Here is a 15,784-nt window from a genome sequence, read left to right on the forward strand (position 1 = left end):
GTCGTTTCACGGCGTGTAAGCACATCCCGCTGCATGAAATAAACGGCAATCTGCCCAACAGCTTAGTTTTAAGCGCAAAATTCGACATTTGTGATCACAGAAAAAATAAGCGTGATCACAAATGGGTTTCCAAGGCAGGGCCGCGGCCTACTCGCCTTAAGAGTGTATTAACTTTGCCGACTCACCATTCATCAAAACCAAAAAAGGCGGCGCAAAGCGCCGCCTTTTGGTTAAGTTTTGGAATTCTTCACTTGGATCAAGCGAGGCTCTCATCGATGCCTTTACAAGCATCCACAAGACCCTTCACGGCAGCGACAGAATTGTCGAACATCGCTTGCTCGTCTTTGGTCAGCTTGATCTCAACGATGCGCTCAACACCGCCTGCACCGATGACTGTGGGAACACCAACATACATGCCTTTCAGGCCAAACTGGCCATCACAATAGGCCGCACATGGCAAAACACGCTTCTGGTCTTTGAGGTAGGCTTCGGCCATCTCAATCGCGGATGTCGCAGGCGCATAGAATGCAGAGCCCGTTTTCAAAAGACCCACGATTTCAGCTCCACCATCACGGGTGCGCTGCACGATGGCATCCAAGCGATCCTTGGTTGTCCAACCCATTTCAATCAGGTCAGGCAAAGGAACACCTGCAACTGTTGAGTAGCGCACAGAAGGCACCATCGTGTCGCCATGGCCGCCCAAAACAAAAGCTGTCACGTCTTTCATGGACACGTCAAACTCTTCTGCCAAGAAATGGCGGAAGCGCGCGCTGTCCAAAACGCCTGCCATGCCGCAAACCTTTTCATGCGGTAGGCCAGAAAATTCGCGCAAGGCCCAAACCATTGCGTCCAATGGGTTGGTGATACAGATCACAAAGGCATTGGGCGCATGATCGCGAATGCCTTCGCCAACAGATTTCATGACTTTGAGGTTGATCCCCAAAAGATCATCGCGGCTCATGCCAGGCTTACGAGGAACACCTGCAGTCACAATGCACACATCAGCGCCCGCGATATCGGCGTAATCATTCGTGCCCTTGAGCTTGGCATCGAATTTTTCAGAAGGCCCAGATTCGGCAATATCAAGGGCTTTGCCCTGTGGGGTGCCCTCGGCGATATCAAAAAGGACAACGTCGCCCAATTCTTTTAGCGCCGCGAGATGGGCAAGCGTGCCGCCAATCTGTCCTGCGCCGATCAGTGCAATCTTAGGTCTGGCCATGAGAAATGTCTCCGGATCCGTGTTGAAACTGAAGCGACCCCTACATCCGCCCCTGCCTCGTTGCAAGTCTCTGCGCTGCGGCACAAAGCGCATGACGCACCATATGCGGCCCGAGCATCGGGGGTTTCCCTTCAATCAAAACACTGTATTTTGGTCATAATTCAGCGGACAAAGAGGGCAAAATGCTAGAGGGATGGCTATGGCTGCTGGCGGCATTTGCGGTCTTTGTCGCAGGCATGTCAAAGGGCGGATTTGGGTCTGGCATTGGGTTTGTTTCGTCAGCGATTCTCGCTGTCGTTCTCGAGCCAACCCACGCCTTGGCCCTTATGCTGCCCCTTCTGATCATCATGGATTTCTCAGCCCTCAAACCCTATTGGAAGCAATGGGATGGCCCCTCAACCCGGGTGCTTATGATTGGGTCTGTCTTTGGCTGTATCGCTGGGATCTTACTGTTCAAAATCATCTCAGCTGATGCGCTGCGCCTCATGATTGGGGCGATTGCATTGCTCTTTCCCCTATTTCAATTGGCGCGCGCGCGGGGGTGGATTTCCCCGCAACCGCGCGATTTCTCAAGTCGGGATGGCATCATCGCGGGCATCGCAGCAGGCTTCACAAGCTTTATTTCCCACGCAGGCGGGCCTGCGGTGGCGGTGTTTATGCTGTCGCAACGTAATGTGGGAAAGACATTATACCAAGCGACCACGGTTATTGTGTTTTGGGCAATCAACCTGATGAAATTCGCAAGCTACGCCTATCTTGGCCTCTTCTCATGGGACTTGATGGGCGATGTGGCGCTGCTTGCCCCTGTTGCCATTTTCGGGACGTGGGTGGGTGTTAAGGCCCATCACGCCATCCCAGAGCGGCTATTTTTTGGCATCACCTATGTCGCATTGGTGCTGACGGGCGTGAAGTTAATTTACGATGGGCTATTCTGACCAGCCAGACGCGCGCAATAAAATTTCTTATAGATGCGTCAAAACGTAACTTGCGGTCGCGCGCCCATCCTGCTTTTTATGCTGCAACGCAGAATCAATCAGCCCAAAGGGGGCCATATGTCCGATCCATACGCACGCAGCGCCCGCCCTTATCGCTCCGTTCTCTATATTCCTGCCTCTAAGGAACGTGCCTTGGAGAAGGCGCAGACGCTTCAAACCGATGCGATTATCTTTGATCTTGAGGATGCGGTCGCCCCTGACGAGAAAATAGCAGCGCGTGACATTCTTAAAAATCGCCTGCAACAGGGCGGCTATGGCAAGCGCGCACAAATCGTGCGGATCAACGGCAGCGACACAGTCTGGGGCAAGGATGATCTGGTGGCCCTTGCCGCGATTGGCCCTGAAGCGATCTTACTGCCAAAAGTGAACACCGCCGCGGATATTGAGGCGGTTGCGGCCCTACTCGACACAATACCCGCAGCGCGGGATACCCAGATTTGGGCGATGATGGAAACGCCACTGGGCATCTTGAATGCCGCCGCAATTGCCGCAGCCCCGCGCATGGCCGGCTTCATCATGGGCACGAATGATTTGGCCAAGGATCTAGGATCGCGCACCAGAGGCGCGATGCATTTCGCACTGCAATCCTGCCTCATGGCCGCACGCGCCCATGGGATTGTTTGTATTGATGGGGTTTATAACGCCTTCAAGGATGAAGATGGTCTTCATGCCGAATGCCTTGAGGGGCGCGATTGGGGCATGGATGGAAAAACCTTGATCCATCCCGCGCAGCTTGAGATTGCAAATAAGGTCTTTTCTCCGTCTGAGCCTGAAATTGACCTCGCCCGCCGACAGATAGACGCCTATGATGCCGCCATCGCGCGTGGCGAGGCGGTCGCGGTTGTAGATGGTAAGATCGTTGAAAACCTCCATGTCGAGACAGCCCGTGCCATGCTTGCAAAAGCAGAAGCAATTGCAGAATTGGAGCAAATTTAATGGGCTATCTCCTTCTCATCCTTGGGCTTGTCCTGTTCGCGGGCGGGCATTGGGTCAAACGGCTTGCACCTGATTTTCGTGCCAACTTGGGGGATCCAAAAGGTCGGCTGATCCTGACCCTTGCAATGCTTGCAGGTGTTGTGCTGATGATCATCGGCTATCGTGCAGCACCCGTGGTGCAAATTTGGTCACCCCCCGCCTTCTTCACTCATATCAACAATCTTTTGGTGCTGATCGCGTTTTGGTTGTTCGCGCTTTCGCACATGTCAGGCACCCTCTCGGCCCGCATCCGCCACAAACAACTGTCTGCGATTAAGGCTTGGGCCATTGCCCATCTCTTGGTGAATGGCGATTTGGCCTCAATCATTTTGTTTGGGGGAATGTTGGCTTGGGCGGTGGCCTCAGTCATCATCATCAACCGCCAAGGTCGCGATTGGGTGCGTCCCGCCAATCCAAGTATCGTCAAGGACGTCTTGGCCTTTGTCATCGGGATCATCGTGATGGGCATTGTGGGCTATATCCACACATTGCTGGGGTATTTCCCCTATGGCTGAGTCAAACGTAATTTATAGGCTTCTCACTGAAGAGGACACATCGGCCTTCTGCCACAAAGTGTCAGATGCGCTAGCGAAGGGATGGGTGCTCTATGGCAGCCCATCCTATGCCTTCGATCCAAGCACCAACAAAATGCGCTGCGCGCAGGCAGTGACGAAAACAATCGCAGATGCCTATCACCCCGATATGAAACTCGGTCAGCAATAAACACGCAAAGGAATGGCGGCATGAAAACCAATTCTGGCAATTTTTTCGAGGATTATCGCCTCGGCCAAGTGATTGAGCATGCCGTCCCGCGCACAGTTTCGGGTGGAGAGCGGGCTCTCTATCACGCGCTCTATCCTGCACGCCACGCGTTGCATTCCTCTGATGCTTTTGCCCAATCCTGCGGGCTGGCGCAAAGCCCATTGGATGACCTGATCACGTTCCACATCGTCTTTGGCAAAACTGTGCCCGATATTTCGCTCAATGCCGTTGCTAATTTGGGCTATGCTGAAGGGCGGTTTTTGCAGCCCGTTTACGCAGGTGACAGCCTGACCTCAAAAAGTCAGGTCATTGGCCTCAAGGAAAATTCCAATGGCAAATCTGGCGTGGTCTATGTGCGCACACAAGGCAGCAATCAAAATGGCCATGTGGTGCTTGATTATGTGCGTTGGGTCATGGTGCGCAAAAACAATCTTGATGCCGCCGCACCAGAAACCGTAATCCCAGATTTGGCAAAGGTCATTGCACCAGATGATTTGGCTATTCCCCAAGGCCTTACTTTCGCCAATTACCCGACCACTCTGGCAGGAGAGCCGCATCTTTGGGGGGATTATGAAATTGGCGAGGTGATCGACCATGTGGACGGCGTCACCATCGAGGAGGCCGAACATATGATGGCCACCCGCCTGTGGCAGAATACGGCCAAAGTGCATTTTGACGCGACCTTCCGTGATGACGGCCAGCGATTGATCTATGGGGGACATGTCATCTCCATGGCGCGGGCTTTGTCCTTTAATGGCTTGGCCAATGCGCAGATGATTGCAGGCATAAACGCGGGTGCCCATGCCAACCCATGCTTTGCAGGCACGACAATCCGCGCATGGTCTGAAGTGTTGGACAAAGCTGAGACTGCATCGCCAGATATCGGCGCGCTGCGCCTTCGCCTAGTTGCCACCAGCGCGGCAGGCACCGCAGGACAGCTGCGCGATGAGGCAGGCAAATATCTGCCCCATGTGTTGCTTGATCTGGATTACTGGACACTCATGCCACGCTGAGATTCCACAGAAATTTAGTGATCACAGGATTTCTCAATGTGATCACAAAGGGCCAACTGCGGCAATAAATCACCTAATTCTGCCCTTAATTCACCTGTTAGCGTTCACTCCCCCCGTGACAGGGGCGAAAATTCGGGTATGGATGGTCGTTGAACAGACGACCAGACCAAGACAACCTGAGAGGGTTCCCAGAATGGCAGACGTAAATCGGGGCAATCGCCCTTTGTCGCCGCATTTGCAGATTTATCGCAAACAGCTCAATTCCGCGACATCAATCCTAAACCGCATCACGGGTATCGCGATGCTTGGCTCGGCTTTGCTTATCGTTTGGTGGCTACTGGCCGCAGCGACAGGAAAGGCCTATTTCGATCTCGTAGACGGGCTGATGACATCGCTGCTTGGAGATGTCGTGATGACGCTTTCCGTATTGGGGCTGTGGTATCACACGCTTGGCGGGCTGCGTCACCTGATCTGGGACACTGGCCGCGGGCTAGAGCTTGAGGCAGCAGACCGCATGGGATGGGCGATGATTGTGGGCGCGGTGGTGCTGACCATTCTCACCCTCATCTTTGTCTAAGGCAGGAAAGGCATAGGTTATGAAATTCGCAACAGACCGCAAACGTGTGATCGGCCTTGGTTCTGCTCGCTCAGGCACAGAACATTTTTGGACAATGACCCTCACCTCGGTGGCGCTCATGGTTCTGACCCCGCTTTTCGTGTTCACCTTCGGGCCACTTTTAGGCCAGCCTTATGACGCGGTGATCGCAGCCCTCGGTCATCCGCTGCGCGCGCTGATTATCGCTCTGATGTTGATCGTGGGCCTGCACCATTTTCGCCTCGGCATCCAAGTGGTGGTTGAGGATTACACCGGCGGCTTGACCCGCAAAGGCCTTCTCATCGCCTTTTCGATCATCTCCTACGGGCTGATGGCGATCGGGCTTTTCGCGATTGCAAAACTCGCGTTCTGAACAGACAAACAGGAGCAGACGGAACATGACCGCTTCCTACGAAATTCATCACCACAGCTATGACGTTGTCGTTGTTGGCGCGGGCGGATCGGGCCTGCGTGCGACCTTAGGCATGGCAGAACAAGGTCTTAAGACCGCCTGTGTGACCAAGGTTTTCCCAACCCGTTCTCACACTGTTGCGGCACAAGGGGGCATCGCAGCCTCACTTGGCAATATGGGGCCTGATAGTTGGCAGTGGCATATGTATGACACAGTCAAAGGGTCGGACTGGCTTGGCGATACGGATGCGATGGAATACCTCGCCCGTGAAGCGCCCAAGGCGGTTTACGAGTTGGAACATTACGGCGTTCCATTCTCGCGCACCGAAGAAGGCAAGATTTATCAACGCCCCTTTGGCGGCCATACCACCGAATTCGGCGAAGGCCCGCCCGTGCAGCGCACCTGCGCCGCAGCAGACCGCACAGGTCACGCGATCTTGCACACGCTCTATGGCCAGTCGTTGAAGAATAACGCGAATTTCTACATCGAATATTTCGCGACTGATCTGATCATGTCAGAAGACGGCCAGTGCCAAGGCGTTCTGGCTTGGAAATTGGACGATGGCACGCTGCACGCGTTCAATGCCAAGATGGTCGTTCTGGCCACAGGTGGCTATGGCCGCGCCTATTTCAGCGCAACCTCAGCGCATACCTGCACAGGCGATGGCGGCGGCATGGTCGCGCGTCAGGGTCTGCCCCTACAGGATATGGAATTCGTGCAATTCCACCCCACAGGGATTTACGGCGCGGGCTGCCTGATCACGGAGGGCGCGCGCGGCGAAGGCGGCTATCTGACCAACTCCGAGGGTGAGCGTTTCATGGAGCGCTATGCCCCAACCTATAAGGATCTTGCGTCACGCGATGTGGTTTCACGCTGTATGACAATGGAAATCCGCGAAGGCCGTGGTGTTGGCAAAGAAAAGGATCATATCTTCCTGCACCTCAACCATCTGCCGCCTGAAACCCTGGCAGAGCGTCTGCCAGGTATCTCGGAAAGCGCACGGATTTTTGCTGGCGTGGACGTAACCCGCGAACCAATCCCTGTGCTGCCGACTGTGCATTACAATATGGGCGGCATCCCCACTAATTACTGGGGCGAGGTGCTTAACCCAACCAAGGACAATCCCGATGCGGTCGTGCCCGGCTTGATGGCCGTGGGTGAGGCAGGCTGCGCCTCGGTGCATGGGGCCAACCGCCTTGGGTCAAACTCGCTCATCGACCTTGTGGTCTTTGGCCGCGCTGCTGCAATCCGCGCGGGCAAGGTTGTCAATCCTGACACACCCAATCCCGCATTGAACCAAGCCAGCCTTGATGCAGCTTTGGCCCGCTTTGACGGGTTGCGCCATGCGAAGGGCACGGTCGCTACAGCCGAATTGCGCCTTGAGATGCAGAAAACCATGCAGGCCGATGCGGCCGTTTTCCGCACCGACAAGACCCTTGCGGAAGGGTGCGCGAAAATGGAGGCGGTTGCCGCCAAGATGGATGACCTATCAGTCACCGATCGCAGCCTCGTGTGGAACTCAGACCTGATGGAAACATTGGAACTGACCAACCTGATGCCAAACGCCTTGGCCACCATCGTCTCGGCCGAGGCGCGGAAAGAAAGCCGTGGCGCACATGCGCATGAGGATTATCCCGACCGCGATGACAAAACATGGCGCAAGCACAGCCTTGCGGTGGTTGAGGGTCAAAAAGTGGCTCTCGATTATCGCCCCGTTCATCTTGATCCGCTGACCACACATGAGGAAGGCGGAATTGACCTCAAGAAAATCGCGCCGAAAGCGCGGGTTTACTAAGGGAGAATGCGGTGGGACTGCAGGCCATGACCACCGATTTCCAGACGGGCGCAGACCATATGACTGCGCCCGCCGCCCCTGTGCGCCTGATTTGCATTGGCACCCACCACAAGACAGGCACGCTGTGGATGCGGTGGGTGTTTCGGGCGATGTGCTACAAGCTCGGCCTTCCTTTTGGTTTTGGAAAAACCGCCACGGCGGATGAGGGGCGTAATGTGATCGCGCATTGGTCCTCTGATTTCGCGCCCGAAACCCTGAGCCGCGGCGACATGCGGGGGCTGCACCTAATCCGCGACCCGCGCGATGTGCTGATCTCAGGCGCGCGCTATCACGCCCGCGTGCCCGATGCGCGCGAACCGCAATTGGCAAGCCCCGACCCTGCGCTTGGCGGGAAATCCTATCTCGCGCATATGCGCAGCTTGCCCGATCTGGCCGCACAATTGCGCTTTGAGATGGCAGGGCGGCACGCACGGACCATGGCGGAAATGACCGCATGGGATTACAACCGCGATACATTTGCCGAAATCCGATATGAGGATTTGATGGCAGATCAGGACGGCGCGCTTTTCGCGGATATTCTGCACTTCTTGGGTTTTGATGCGGAGGCCATTGACATTGGGCGCGCATGTTTTCTCGATCATTCCCTGTTCGGATCAATGACTCATCGTGACCGCATTGGCGAGACGTTGGATATCCATATCGACTCGGGCGCGCCCGCGCGGTGGCGCGATGAATTACCCCGCGCCATTGCCGAAGACTATGCCGAGACATTCGGCGCGGATTTGGTGGCGCTTGGCTATGAAACCCATCCCACCGATTGGGTGCAGGAGACACGACCATGATGCGCGCCCTGCCCCTTCTTGCGGCGGCGCTGATGGCCGCCTGCACGCCCCCCGCGCCGCCCACGATGGCGCAGGCCGAGGCGCAATGCCGCCAACGCGCAGACGCGGCAACACGACCCCAAACCCAAATCGCGGTTGGCGTTGGCACAGGCGGCACATCTGCGGGTGTGCAAATCGGCCTGTCCTCGGATTACCTCGCAGGGCGCGACCCAGAAGATGTCTATACGACCTGCGTAACCAGATTGACGGGCCAAGCGCCCGAAACACCCCTCTACCCCGAAACGGGCAGCCAGTGAGACGGAGACGACCATGGTAGAACTCGCACTTCCAAAGAATTCGCAGATCACAACGGGCAAAACTTGGCCCAAACCCGAGGGGGCCACGAACCTGCGCAAATTCCAGATTTACCGCTGGAACCCCGATGACGGGCAAAACCCCCGTGTCGACACCTATTGGGTGGATATGGACAGCTGCGGGCCGATGGTTTTGGACGCGCTAATCAAGATCAAAAACGAGATCGACCCGACACTTACCTTCCGCCGTTCCTGCCGCGAGGGGATTTGTGGGTCTTGCGCGATGAATATTGACGGGATCAACACATTGGCCTGCATCTATGGCATGGATGAGATCAAAGGCGATGTGAAAATCTATCCGCTGCCCCATATGCCCGTGGTCAAGGATTTGATCCCCGACCTGACCCATTTCTACGCGCAGCACGCCTCGATCATGCCATGGCTTGAGACGAAAACACAGCGCCCAGAAAAGGAATGGCGCCAATCCATCGAAGACCGCAAGAAATTGGACGGGCTTTATGAATGCGTGATGTGCGCCTCCTGCTCCACCTCCTGCCCCAGCTATTGGTGGAACGGCGACCGCTACCTTGGGCCAGCGGCGCTTCTGCACGCCTATCGGTGGATCATCGACAGCCGTGACGAGGCCACGGGCGAACGTCTGGACGAGTTGGAAGACCCGTTCAAACTTTATCGCTGCCACACGATCATGAACTGCACCAAAACCTGCCCCAAAGGCCTAAACCCCGCCAAGGCCATCGCCAATATCAAGAAGATGATGGTGGAACGGCAGTTGTGAGGGAAAGAGAAAGGGGGCCGAAAGGCCCCCGTTACCCATCCAACAGACGATAATAAATATGATTGCTTACCAAACCTAAGGCGATGTGAATTAGAAGGGAAATAAAAACTGTTATTGACTTTAAAATCAATTTTTTATTAGAAATATCTATTTTTTCTTCATATTTTGTGTCGCCACGTGTAATTGAGATAGTGTTTTTTTTCTTATAGCTATCAATATAGTACTCAAGCAAGCGCGCTAATTGTTTTGAAAACTCGTGAATTGTGTAGATAAACGCGGACGCGTAGAATAAAAGAAGTGCGATATTATAATTTTCAGGGCCTACACTTTTAATATAAATTATAGGCCCAATCAGCGCTGCAAGGGTAACAAGAAAAACAAAGATTGATCGAATCTTACCAGAGTTCCTTTGTAACCAATTTATTATTGGCCTCTCATCAGTCGAGAGGCTATCTGCCCATTGCTCAACAACTCCAATCAAATTTTTTCCCATCACGTAATCCGAATACTCAACGGAAGAATGGATGGGGACAGGGGGCAACCCTGCATCTTCGATACGGCTCAAAATCACAGGGCCAAGGAAGATACTATGTCTCATTTGCAAATTTTGAATTGCTACCTGCACTTTATAGATCTGTAGCTTGTTATCTGGGGTGCTAGCGCTCCTTGTGTAAGTAAATGAAATCGATTTTGTACGTTCGTTCTTTGAGGAGTCAAATTCCGCAAATTCTTTCCAGCTTGCAAAATCGAATCTTTGATTTGAGCTGAGGTGCAAACTCAATGTGAGGTTCTTAGTGATAAATGGATCGCCCCGAAACTCTTGCTCAATCTTTATCAAAAGTTGTTTAAGATTATCGATTTCAACGATATAATTTTTACGGAATACTTGCGTAGCCTTTTGAACTGGCTGCTGTAAATTTTTCACAATTGCTTCAAGGACACTCGGCGGTAGACTTGTCACATTTACAAGAGGTTCTGGATCTTCTCCATCAAAACGCTCAACAATCTCTGTCATTTGATCCCCCAATGACTTACAAACACGGCAGGTATAATCATAAATATATAATTTTTATTATAAAGTTGTATACATGTTTTTTGTAAATGCTATAACTACCCCATAGGGAGGATCACCTCAGCCTGATGAAAGGGCAAAAAGATGATCCATATGTTGCAGTTCCCCGTTTGGCCGATGCTCTGGCCGCTGATTTGGCCATTTGCTTGGGCCAAGCCGCATCAAAAGACACCACCCAGTCTGGATGACCCCGATCTTGAGGGGGTTTTTGGCTATTACACGCCTTAGGCACCGTCCCTTGCCAAAGGGGGATGTCATTCCCCCTTGGCCCCACGCCCGCCTTGCCGCTAAAACGGGTCAAACCCCATGCAGGAGGGCAGAGTATGACAGACCATATCAAGGCCCCACAGGATGCCGAGGCGCGCCGCGCGGTGGCGCCTGTGATCTGCTATCCCACCGATAGCCTGCCCGCGCCCGACCTTGCCCGTATGGCGCGCGCGCGCAAGCACTGGCGCAAAACCGCCGAGGTGCTGATCCCCCCACGCGAGGCGGCCTGTTTCGAGGTGAAGGCAGGGCAATCCTTCCGCATCTCCCTGCCGCAAGGGGCGCAGGTGGGGGATCTTAACCTATGGAATGCGCATGATCTGTCCGAGCGGTTCTTTTCGGGCAAAACCCGCGCCATCCATGGCAGCCATGTCAGCACAGGCCACACGCTTTATTCCAACCTGCCGCATCTGCGCGCCATGGCCCTAATCCTAGAGGACAGTTTGGCGTGGTATGGGCGCGATGATTTTGGCGGCGCGGTGCATGATGTGATTGGCACGCGCTGCGACCCCTATACGCATAACCTGCTGTCTGGCGGGCAGTATCATCACTGCTGTCATTCCAACCTGACCCGCGCGCTGGCCTCACATCGCGGCCTATCTTTGACCGAGGCCGAGATGGCGGTGCATGACGTGCTCAACGTGTTTATGTGCACAGGGTTCACCCGTGACACGGGCCAATATTTCATGAAGGCCACGCCCGCGCGGGCGGGGGATCATCTGGATTTCCTTGCCGAGATGGATCTTTTGGGTGCGCTCTCTGCCTGTCCTGGTGGGGATTGCGGGGCGGAACATTCCTCTGACAGCGCCACCTGCCACCCGATGTTGGTGGAGGTGTTTGACAGCGAGTTGACCGCTGATTTCACCCCCCGCCCCGCCAATGGTTACGACCGCAGCCATGGTTTGTGAGGCGGGCTGCAAAAAACTTCTTGCTATTTGATCGCAGGTGATGCAAACGCCCGCGCACAGACGCCAACGCACGCGCCTCTGGCGAGGTGGGCTAGCACCCACGCGGTTAATGTAGCGACGGTAACGTCTCCCTTGGAACGTCTGGTCGAGTTTCGGCCCATGTCTATTGGAGATGCCAATGAACGCTACATTTGCCGAGCCTTCGGTTTGCGAAGCTATTTCTCAACCCGTTGATCCCGATGCCCGTCTGTTGGGCTATATCCGCAGCACAAGCTTTGATCGCCCGACCCTTGTTCTGGATCTGGAGCGGATCGAAGCACAGTATCACGCACTCAAAGCGGGCTTGGGCCATGCGGATATTCATTACGCGGTCAAAGCCAACCCTGCGCCTGAAATCTTGGCCCGTCTTGTAGGTCTTGGCGCGCATTTTGATGCGGCCTCTCGCGCCGAGATAGAGGCCTGCTTGGCCCATGGCGCGCGGCCTGCGCATATCTCTTATGGCAACACGATTAAGCGCCCAGCCGATATTGCCTATGCCCATGCGCAAGGAATCACGCTCTTTGCCGCCGATGCGGTGGAAGAGTTGGACAAAATTGCGGCCCATGCCCCGAATGCCCAGGTCTATATCCGCGTGATTGTCGAAGCCTCGGGTGCCGATTGGCCGCTGACCCGCAAATTTGGCACAAGCCGCGAGATTGTATTGGGCCTGATCGAGCACGCCCACGCCGTTGGTTTGACCCCGCGCGGTCTGTCCTTCCATGTGGGCAGCCAGACCCGTGATCCGATGATGTGGGCTGATACGCTTGATCAAATCGCCGCCGTTTGGCACGCCGCGCAAGCCGCAGGACATGGTTTGGACTTGCTCAATATCGGGGGCGGTTTCCCCGCCTTTTACGGCGATGACATCCCACACCCCACCGCATATGCCCGCGCCGTTATGGATCAGGTTCACGCCCGCTTTGGGGATGTGGCGCAGATCATGGCCGAGCCTGGCCGCGGTCTAGTCGGTGAGGCGGGCATGATCGCCGCAGAGGTGCTGCTTGTCTCGCGCAAATCAAACGATGACCTATGCCGTTGGGTTTATCTTGATATTGGCAAATTCTCAGGCCTCGCCGAGACAATGGATGAGGCGATCCGCTATCAATTCATCACAGAGCGCGACCACGAAGTCACGGGCCCCTGCATTCTTGCAGGCCCATCTTGTGACAGCGCGGATGTTCTCTATGAAAAGCGGCCCGTGCAATTGCCGCTTGGGCTAAAGGGCGGAGATAAAATCATTATCCGCGCCTGCGGGGCCTATACATCAACCTATGCATCCGTAGGATTTAATGGCTTTCCACCTTTAGATGTGGTTGCCATTTAAAAGAAAAAGCCGCCCCTTTTGGGCGGCTTTATTCAATTTAGATCGCTAGATCATCCAAAGATTTTCCAGAATTCAACGCGTCCACAACCCAAAGGGGTTTGCGGCCACGGCCCGTCCATGTTTGGTCAGGATTGCTTGGGTTACGATAGCGTGGCGCAACTTTCGCACCCGCTTTACGACCGCCCAACACTTCTTCAAGGCTAAACCCAAATTCTTGCGCCGCTTTTTGGGCTGCAATCAGGGCTTCTTTCTTTTTCCGTTTATCAAAGTCTTTAATTGCCGCTGCGACATCTTTTTGAAGTGCGACAAGCTCATCTTTCGACATTTTTGAAAGATCAATAGACATAATGCCTCCAACCCTTTTGGAATTTCAAACTGGCAGAAGAATTAAGCCTGTTATTTTATATTGGCAACAAGAATATATTTAATGCGCGCGCTATAATTATTGAAAATATAGCGCTTTATTATTTACTCAGCCGCAACGGAACGGGGCTCAACCAAGGCAACGATATCAAACATAATGCGGTTTAATTCGAAATCCTTGGGTGTATAAACCCGCGCCACGCCCATGGATAAAAGGCGCTTTTCATCCGCCTCTGGGATAATGCCGCCGACAACCACAGGCAAATGCCCCAATCCTGCAGCCTCTAAGTGCCCCATCAATTGCTCGATCAGAGGCACATGGCTGCCTGATAGGATCGACAGCCCAATAACATGGGGTTCTTCCGCAAGGGCCGCTTGAACGATTTCCTCGGGCGTCAGGCGGATACCCTCATAGCTGATATCCATTCCACAATCGCGCGCGCGGAAGGCGATTTGTTCCGCCCCGTTGGAATGCCCGTCAAGTCCGGGCTTACCCACCATGAACTTAAGACGGCGGCCCAGTTTATCGCTGACTGCATCCACGGCAGCCCGGATATCCTCCAGACCTTCGGTTTTGTTCGACACAGATTTCGAAACACCCGTTGGGCCACGATATTGACCATGCACGGCGCGCATGACCTCGGCCCATTCGCCAGTCGTCACGCCCGCCTTTGCGGCGTCAATCGAGGCGGGCATGACATTGCGCCCTGCAGTTGCATCATCGCGCAATCGCGCCAAAGCTGCCTCGACAGCGGCGCTGTCACGCGCGGCGCGCCACGCAGTAAGGCGCCCGATTTGATCGGCCTCAACCGCAGGATCAACAACCATGATCCCGCCCTCTTCATCGACCAAAGGCGAAGGCTCTGATTGCGTAAAGCGGTTGACGCCGACAACAGTGGTCTCGCCCCGCTCAATCCCCCCCACACGGTCAGCATTCGCTTCGACCAAACGCGCTTTCATGTAATCAATAGCCATGATCGCGCCGCCCATCGAGTCGAGATTGGCCAATTCGGCCCGCGCACCTGATTTCAATTCCTCGACCTTGGCATCAACCACAGGGTTACCGTCAAAAAGGTCACCATATTCCAACAAATCGGTTTCATAGGCCATGATCTGCTGCATCCGCATCGACCATTGCTGATCCCAAGGGCGCGGCAGGCCCAAGGCCTCGTTCCATGCGGGCAATTGCACCGCCCGCGCGCGGGCGCGTTTCGACAGTGTCACGGCGAGCATCTCAATCAGGATGCGATAGACATTATTTTCAGGCTGCTGCTCTGTCAGGCCGAGAGAGTTCACCTGAACCCCATATCGGAAACGGCGGAACTTAGGGTCTTCCACCCCGTAGCGCTGTTCCAAAATTTCATCCCAGAGATCAACAAAAGCGCGCATTTTGCACATCTCGGTCACAAAACGGATGCCCGCATTCACAAAAAAGGAGATGCGACCGCAAAGTGCTGGGAAATCTTCTGCTGCAACGCGGGGCTTTAGCGCATCAAGAACCGCAATCCCTGTCGCTAGGGCGAATGCCAGTTCTTGCTCGGGTGTCGCACCCGCCTCTTGCAGGTGATACGAGCAGACATTCATCGGATTCCATTTTGGCACATGCGTATAACAATACTCAGCCACATCTGCGATCATCCGCAGAGACGGCGCAGGGGGGCAAATATATGTCCCGCGCGACAGGTATTCTTTGATGAGATCGTTTTGCACTGTGCCTTGTAGGGCCGCCACCTCGGCGCCCTGCTCCTCAGCCACCGCGATATAGAGCGCCAAAAGCCACGGCGCAGTCGCGTTAATGGTCATTGAGGTGTTCATCTGCTCCAGCGGGATATTCTCAAACAGGGTGCGCATATCGCCCAAGTGGCTGACAGGCACGCCGACCTTACCCACCTCACCGCGCGCAAGCGCATGGTCGCTGTCATATCCCGTTTGGGTCGGCAAATCGAAGGCAACGGATAGGCCCGTTTGGCCTTTGGCCAGATTGCTCCGATACAGCGCGTTCGAAGCTTTGGCTGTAGAATGACCCGCATAGGTGCGGATCAACCAAGGCTTATCTTTCTGCATCTCGGCCATCAGCGCCCTCCAGATTCGTCTTTAGCAATATCCTTACTCAAATA

The 15,784-nt window shown here is 54.6% G+C and carries 18 protein-coding genes; 14 read left to right on the forward strand and 4 right to left on the reverse strand.

Going from position 1 to position 15,784, the window contains the following annotated elements; all coding sequences use genetic code 11:
- Window positions 1–256 precede the first annotated feature (256 nt).
- Window positions 257–1,219, reverse strand: a complete 963-nt coding sequence (gene mdh / locus RYZ18_RS09425; RefSeq protein ID WP_317656436.1) for a malate dehydrogenase — start codon at window positions 1,217–1,219, stop codon at window positions 257–259.
- A gap of 182 nt (window positions 1,220–1,401) precedes the next feature.
- Here mdh and RYZ18_RS09430 point away from each other — a divergent pair, with 182 nt between their 5' ends.
- The 11 genes from RYZ18_RS09430 to RYZ18_RS09480 all read left to right on the forward strand — a co-directional run bounded on the left by RYZ18_RS09430 (window position 1,402) and on the right by RYZ18_RS09480 (window position 9,697).
- On the forward strand, window positions 1,402–2,154 hold the full coding sequence (locus tag RYZ18_RS09430; protein ID WP_317656437.1) for a sulfite exporter TauE/SafE family protein: 753 nt from the start codon (window positions 1,402–1,404) through the stop codon (window positions 2,152–2,154).
- Between the two features lie 117 nt (window positions 2,155–2,271).
- Window positions 2,272–3,150, forward strand: coding sequence for an HpcH/HpaI aldolase/citrate lyase family protein (locus RYZ18_RS09435; protein WP_317656438.1), 879 nt, complete (start codon window positions 2,272–2,274; stop codon window positions 3,148–3,150).
- Window positions 3,150–3,704, forward strand: coding sequence for an NnrU family protein (locus RYZ18_RS09440; RefSeq protein WP_317656440.1), 555 nt, complete (start codon window positions 3,150–3,152; stop codon window positions 3,702–3,704). The genes RYZ18_RS09435 and RYZ18_RS09440 overlap by 1 nt, the downstream gene beginning before the upstream one ends.
- Window positions 3,697–3,912 (forward strand): DUF1737 domain-containing protein, encoded by a 216-nt coding sequence (locus tag RYZ18_RS09445; protein ID WP_317656441.1) that lies wholly within the window; start codon window positions 3,697–3,699, stop codon window positions 3,910–3,912. Before RYZ18_RS09440 ends, RYZ18_RS09445 begins: the two co-directional genes overlap by 8 nt.
- Window positions 3,913–3,932: 20 nt before the next feature.
- Window positions 3,933–4,964, forward strand: coding sequence for a MaoC family dehydratase (locus RYZ18_RS09450; protein ID WP_317656442.1), 1,032 nt, complete (start codon window positions 3,933–3,935; stop codon window positions 4,962–4,964).
- A gap of 193 nt (window positions 4,965–5,157) precedes the next feature.
- On the forward strand, window positions 5,158–5,541 hold the full coding sequence (gene sdhC, locus RYZ18_RS09455; RefSeq protein ID WP_317656443.1) for a succinate dehydrogenase, cytochrome b556 subunit: 384 nt from the start codon (window positions 5,158–5,160) through the stop codon (window positions 5,539–5,541).
- 19 nt (window positions 5,542–5,560) lie between these two features.
- Window positions 5,561–5,932, forward strand: coding sequence for a succinate dehydrogenase, hydrophobic membrane anchor protein (gene sdhD / locus RYZ18_RS09460; RefSeq protein ID WP_317656445.1), 372 nt, complete (start codon window positions 5,561–5,563; stop codon window positions 5,930–5,932).
- A 25-nt stretch (window positions 5,933–5,957) separates the two neighbouring features.
- Entirely contained in the window at window positions 5,958–7,766 is a 1,809-nt protein-coding gene (gene sdhA, locus RYZ18_RS09465) for a succinate dehydrogenase flavoprotein subunit (RefSeq protein WP_317656446.1), read from the forward strand.
- Between the two features lie 26 nt (window positions 7,767–7,792).
- Window positions 7,793–8,608 carry a sulfotransferase domain-containing protein gene (locus tag RYZ18_RS09470; RefSeq protein ID WP_317656447.1) on the forward strand — a complete coding sequence of 272 codons (816 nt, stop codon included), beginning with the start codon at window positions 7,793–7,795 and terminating at the stop codon, window positions 8,606–8,608.
- Window positions 8,605–8,904: a hypothetical protein gene (locus RYZ18_RS09475; RefSeq protein ID WP_317656448.1), complete on the forward strand. Its 300-nt coding sequence runs from the start codon at window positions 8,605–8,607 to the stop codon at window positions 8,902–8,904. The genes RYZ18_RS09470 and RYZ18_RS09475 overlap by 4 nt, the downstream gene beginning before the upstream one ends.
- A gap of 13 nt (window positions 8,905–8,917) precedes the next feature.
- Complete coding sequence (locus RYZ18_RS09480) at window positions 8,918–9,697, forward strand: succinate dehydrogenase iron-sulfur subunit (RefSeq protein ID WP_317656450.1); 780 nt, start codon at window positions 8,918–8,920, stop codon at window positions 9,695–9,697.
- Between the two features lie 31 nt (window positions 9,698–9,728).
- Here the strand turns inward: RYZ18_RS09480 and RYZ18_RS09485 are convergent, their stop codons facing one another.
- The gene (locus RYZ18_RS09485; RefSeq protein ID WP_317656451.1) at window positions 9,729–10,712 is read right to left on the reverse strand and encodes a hypothetical protein; all 984 of its coding nucleotides are present in this window, start codon (window positions 10,710–10,712) and stop codon (window positions 9,729–9,731) included.
- Between the two features lie 141 nt (window positions 10,713–10,853).
- On the opposite strand from RYZ18_RS09485, the gene RYZ18_RS09490 reads away from it, so the two are divergent.
- From RYZ18_RS09490 to RYZ18_RS09500, 3 genes are all read left to right on the forward strand, one after another.
- Entirely contained in the window at window positions 10,854–10,997 is a 144-nt protein-coding gene (locus tag RYZ18_RS09490) for a hypothetical protein (RefSeq protein WP_317656452.1), read from the forward strand.
- A 95-nt stretch (window positions 10,998–11,092) separates the two neighbouring features.
- On the forward strand, window positions 11,093–11,941 hold the full coding sequence (locus RYZ18_RS09495; protein ID WP_317656454.1) for an urea carboxylase-associated family protein: 849 nt from the start codon (window positions 11,093–11,095) through the stop codon (window positions 11,939–11,941).
- Window positions 11,942–12,119: 178 nt separating this feature from the next.
- The gene (locus RYZ18_RS09500; RefSeq protein ID WP_317656456.1) at window positions 12,120–13,304 is read left to right on the forward strand and encodes a type III PLP-dependent enzyme; all 1,185 of its coding nucleotides are present in this window, start codon (window positions 12,120–12,122) and stop codon (window positions 13,302–13,304) included.
- Between the two features lie 37 nt (window positions 13,305–13,341).
- Here the strand turns inward: RYZ18_RS09500 and RYZ18_RS09505 are convergent, their stop codons facing one another.
- Both RYZ18_RS09505 and RYZ18_RS09510 read right to left on the reverse strand, forming a co-directional pair.
- Window positions 13,342–13,650 (reverse strand): H-NS histone family protein, encoded by a 309-nt coding sequence (locus tag RYZ18_RS09505; RefSeq protein ID WP_317656458.1) that lies wholly within the window; start codon window positions 13,648–13,650, stop codon window positions 13,342–13,344.
- Between the two features lie 122 nt (window positions 13,651–13,772).
- The gene (locus RYZ18_RS09510; protein ID WP_317656460.1) at window positions 13,773–15,740 is read right to left on the reverse strand and encodes a protein meaA; all 1,968 of its coding nucleotides are present in this window, start codon (window positions 15,738–15,740) and stop codon (window positions 13,773–13,775) included.
- Window positions 15,741–15,784 lie beyond the last annotated feature (44 nt).

Origin of the sequence: Roseovarius sp. 10 (genome assembly GCF_033100315.1) — a bacterium.
Classification (GTDB): domain Bacteria; phylum Pseudomonadota; class Alphaproteobacteria; order Rhodobacterales; family Rhodobacteraceae; genus M30B80.